This is a genomic window from Ramlibacter sp., from assembly GCF_035706265.1.
In the GTDB taxonomy this organism is placed as follows: Bacteria; Pseudomonadota; Gammaproteobacteria; order Burkholderiales; family Burkholderiaceae_C; genus Ramlibacter.
The window spans coordinates 1-4,203 of sequence record NZ_DASSVG010000346.1; the positions used below are offsets into that span (position 1 = coordinate 1).

Consider the following 4,203-nt stretch of genomic DNA (forward strand, 5'->3'; position numbering starts at 1 on the left):
CAGACAGCGGATCGCCCCGCGTGCCGCGCTCCGCCGGCAGCGTGATCGCATGGCTGGGCGCCGCGGCAGGCCCCGGGGCGGCGGCCGGGGCCGCCGCGGGTTGCACCGCCTGGTAGACCACCCGGCGCACCGCCTGCTGCACCGGTGCGACCTGCAGCAGCATCCACGCGAGCGCGACGTGCAGCACCCCGGTGGCGGCGGCCGCCTGGGGCGACATCCGCTGCCGCGGCAGCTTCACTGGAGTGGGCCGTTGGAGCATGGGGACTCGGGTCGCCAACGATAATCGCACACATGGTTCGGAAGTCGCGCGTCGTCGTCGGTCTGAGCGGGGGCGTGGACTCCGCGGTCAGCGCCTGGCTGCTCAAGCAGCAGGGTCACGAGGTCGTCGCCATCTTCATGAAGAACTGGGAAGACGACGACGACAGCGGGTACTGCTCGTCCAACGAGGACTTCGTGGACGCCGCCAGCGTGGCCGACGTGCTGGGCATCGAGATCGAGCACGTCAACTTCGCGGCCGAATACAAGGACCGCGTCTTCGCCGAATTCCTGCGCGAATACCAGGCCGGCCGCACGCCCAACCCGGACGTGCTGTGCAACGCCGAGATCAAGTTCAAGGCCTTCCTCGACCACGCCATGCGCCTCGGCGCCGAGAAGATCGCCACGGGCCACTACGCGCGCGTGCGCGAACGAAGCCCGGGAGGCGCCGGTCCAGCCGGCGCCGGCCGCTTCGAGCTGCTCAAGGGCCTGGACGACAGCAAGGACCAGAGCTACTTCCTGCACCGCCTGAACCAGGCCCAGCTGGCGAAGACGCTGTTCCCCGTGGGCGAACTGCGCAAGACCGAGGTGCGCCGCATCGCGCAGGAGATCGGCCTGCCCAATGCGAAGAAGAAGGATTCGACCGGGATCTGCTTCATCGGCGAGCGCCCCTTCCGCGAATTCCTCAACCGCTACATCAGCAAGGAGCCCGGCCCGATCAAGGACCCGAAGGGGCGCGTGATCGGCCGCCACGTGGGCCTGTCCTTCTACACCCTGGGCCAGCGCCAGGGCCTGGGCATCGGCGGCATCAAGGAGAAGGGCGCGCAGCGCGGCGGTGGCGAGCACGCGCCCTGGTTCGTGGCCCGCAAGGACATGGCGAAGAACACGCTGTGGGTGGTGCAGGGCCACGAGCACCCGTGGCTGCAGTCCTCCGCCCTCGAGGCCGACGACGCGAGCTGGATCGCCGGCGAGCCGCCGCCCCCCGGCGCCTATGCGGCCAAGACCCGCTACCGCCAGGCCGACGCGCCGTGCACGCTGACGCGCACCCGCGACGGTTTCCGGCTCGATTTCGACGACCCGCAGTGGGCCGTGACACCCGGCCAGTCGGCCGTCCTCTACGATGGCGAGGTCTGCCTGGGCGGCGGCGTGATCGCCGCCGCGCACGCCGCCGAAGCCCCCCAACCACAAGCCGCCACGTGAGCCCCGCCCTCAGCGCGCTCTGTTACCTGCAGGCCTGGGAGCAGCGCTCCGGGATCCCCGGCGGCATCGCCTTCGAGCCGCTGCTGCGCCGCCTCGCCCTCGACCACTCGCCTGCGAGCCTGGCCCGCGTCGACGTCTTCCTCGATGCCCTGCGCACGGCGAAGAAGCCGCAGCGCGAGGCCTTCCTGGCCGACGCGCCGGGGCAGAACCTGCTGTACCTGCTGGCGTTCTACGTCGCCGACGTGGTGGGCCGCACGCTGCACTGCGCGCCGGAATGGATCGCCCACCAGCACTCCGGGCTGGCGCGGCTCGAGGGCGCGCTGGGCCAGCGCAGCTTCGAGACCAGCATCGTCTGCAACTTCCCCGGCGCGGGCGCGCGCCTGGCGGACTTCGCGCCGCTGGTGGCGATCAGCGGCCGGCTGTTCGGCGGCACCGACAAGAGCGTGGCCTTCAGCGCCGGCGCGCTCATCCCGCCCGCGCTGCAGGCCAGCGCCCTGCCGCTGCCGGCGGCGCCCGGCTTCGGCTATCCCTTCGAGCTGCAGGAAGCGATCTCGCGCTGCGGCGCCCGCGACCGCGCCGCGCTGGAGATCCAGCCGCCGGCCTGGGCCCAGAACGACCCGCTGGCCAGCTTCTTCGCCGCAGTGCCGCACGTGCTGCGCCACGGCCGCGTGGCCTGGGGCGCGGTGATCCAGGCCAACCAGGCGCTCCTCGCGCCCGAGGCGCCCGGCGGCGCGCCGGGCGAAGTGGTCTACGACCCGACCGGCCGCGCGCCCGCCGCTGCGCTCGACGACGTGGCACAGGCCCTGCTGGCGCTCAAGGGCCAGGCGTTCGAGGACCCGGCGCTGGCCGGCGTCTCGAAGTACCTCGCCGACGAGAACACGCGCGCCTTCGGGCTCGACGTGCCGCCGGCGATCAGCCCCTACCCGCTGAAGATCGCCACCACCTACTTCGACCGCGGCTACCTCCCGGCCCGGGTGCTGGCGCACCGCACCTTCCCGGTCGTCCTCAGCCCGGTGCAGCCCGGCATCGTGCTGTTCCTGCCGGCGGTGCTGTGGCCGGCGGTGCTGCTGCAAGGCTGGCGGAGTTGAGTCGAGCGGTTTGCGGGCTGCGTGCCGGCACCTGAACGCCGCCTGACCCCGCGAGTAAGTGGAAGCACTTAGCGCCAGGGCGCGGGCGAAGCGCTACACCCTGCTCATGCGCGTGCTGCTGGTGGAAGACGATCCGACCCTGCGCCAGGTGATCCGGCGCAGCCTGGAGGACGCCGGATGCCGCGTCGACGAGGCCGGCGACATCGCCGCCGGCGACCACGTCTGGCGCATCCAGTCCTTCGACGTGGTGGTGCTGGACCTGAACCTGCCCCATTCCGGCCATGCGCTCAGCGGCCTGGGCAGCGGGCTGGCGCTGCTGCGCGCGGCCCGCGCCCGCGGCGACCGCACGCCGGTGCTGGTGCTGACGGCGCGCAACCGCACGTCCGAGCGCATCGAGGGCCTCAACGCCGGCGCCGACGACTACCTGGGCAAGCCCTTCGACCTCGACGAACTCGAGGCCCGCCTGCGCGCCCTGGTGCGCCGCAGCCAGGGCACGGCCGACCACGTGCAGGTCGGGGCGCTCGCGCTGGACCGGCGCGCCCGCCGGATCCTGCTGCACGGCGAGCTGCTGCAGCTGCCGGCGCGCGAGTTCGAGGTGCTCTGGGAGCTGATGACGCCCGCCGGCCGGGTGGTGAGCAAGCGCGAGCTGTCGGTCAAGCTGTCCGATCTCGACGAGCTGCTGACCGAGAACGCGCTCGAGGCCTTCATCTCGCGGCTGCGCAAGCGCCTGGTCGACTCGGGGGTGCACATCCGCACCCTGCGCGGGCTGGGCTACGTGCTGGAGGAGGCCCGGTGAAGCTGCGGCGCGGCCGGCCGTCCCTGCGCCAGAACGTCCTGCGGCACGTGCTGCTGTGGCTCGGGCTGGCGTGGCTGCTCGGCTCGGGCGCCGCGGTCGGCGTCGGCCAGTGGTTCACGCAGCGTGCCTTCGACCGCTCGCTGCTCGACGACGCCTACCTGCTCGCCTCCAAGGTGCAGGTGCGCGACCAGCGGCTCGCCTTCCAGCTCTCGCCGCGCGAGGTGGAGGACGTGCTGTTCGACCAGCGCGAAACCATGCTGTTCACGGTGCGCGGCCCCGACGGCGCGCGGCTCGCCGGGAATGCGCAGCTGCCCGCCCCCCGGCGGATTGCCCCGGCGGGGCACAGCTTCCACGATGCCGAGATCGAAGGGCAGCGCTTCCGGGTGGTGGCGCTGGCGGTCACGGAGCCGGCGGCCTTCTCCGTCACGGTGGCGCAGAGCACCAGCGAACGTTCCGATCTCGTGCGCGAGCTGCTGTTCTTCTCGCTGGCGCCGCAGCTGCTGCTGCTGGCGGTGCTGGCGTGGCGCCTGCGCCGCTCGATCGCGCAGGACATCGCGCCGCTGTCGCAGCTGCGCACGGCGGTGGAGGCGCGCCAGGCCGGCGACTTCACGCCGGTGCCGGTGCAGGCCGACTCGGCCGAGGCGCACGACCTGGCGCAGGCGATCAACCTGCTGCTCGGGCGGCTGGCGGAAAGCGCCCGCGCCCAGCGCGAATTCACCGGCAACGTGGCGCACGAACTGCGCACGCCGCTGGCCGGCATCCGGGCGCAGGCGGAATACGGCCTGCGCCACCGCGATCCGGAAGTCTGGCGCGAGCAGCTGCAAGGCATCGCCGCCAGCGAGACGCGGGCCAGCCAGGCGCTGG

The 4,203-nt window shown here is 72.8% G+C and carries 4 protein-coding genes and 1 pseudogene; 4 read left to right on the forward strand and 1 reads right to left on the reverse strand.

Features of this window, described 5'->3' with window-relative positions:
* Window positions 1-259: pseudogene (locus tag VFM98_RS12765) on the reverse strand (hypothetical protein); the annotation flags it as partial.
* A gap of 32 nt (window positions 260-291) precedes the next feature.
* On the opposite strand from VFM98_RS12765, the gene mnmA reads away from it, so the two are divergent.
* From mnmA to VFM98_RS12785, 4 genes are all read left to right on the forward strand, one after another.
* Entirely contained in the window at window positions 292-1,455 is a 1,164-nt protein-coding gene (gene mnmA, locus VFM98_RS12770; protein ID WP_325110303.1) for a tRNA 2-thiouridine(34) synthase MnmA, read from the forward strand.
* On the forward strand, window positions 1,452-2,543 hold the full coding sequence (locus VFM98_RS12775; RefSeq protein WP_325110304.1) for a hypothetical protein: 1,092 nt from the start codon (window positions 1,452-1,454) through the stop codon (window positions 2,541-2,543). Before mnmA ends, VFM98_RS12775 begins: the two co-directional genes overlap by 4 nt.
* Window positions 2,544-2,649: 106 nt before the next feature.
* Window positions 2,650-3,339 (forward strand): response regulator transcription factor, encoded by a 690-nt coding sequence (locus tag VFM98_RS12780; RefSeq protein WP_325110306.1) that lies wholly within the window; start codon window positions 2,650-2,652, stop codon window positions 3,337-3,339.
* On the forward strand, window positions 3,336-4,203 hold an 868-nt coding region (locus tag VFM98_RS12785), incomplete at its 3' end, for a sensor histidine kinase N-terminal domain-containing protein (RefSeq protein ID WP_325110305.1). The genes VFM98_RS12780 and VFM98_RS12785, both read left to right, overlap by 4 nt.

Bases quoted from the DNA above. Each gene is read 5' to 3' on its own strand.
- mnmA (WP_325110303.1), top strand. From the start codon at position 292: ATGGTTCGGAAGTCGCGCGTCGTCGTCGGTCTGAGCGGGGGCGTGGAC.
- VFM98_RS12780 (WP_325110306.1), top strand. From the start codon at position 2,650: ATGCGCGTGCTGCTGGTGGAAGACGATCCGACCCTGCGCCAGGTGATC.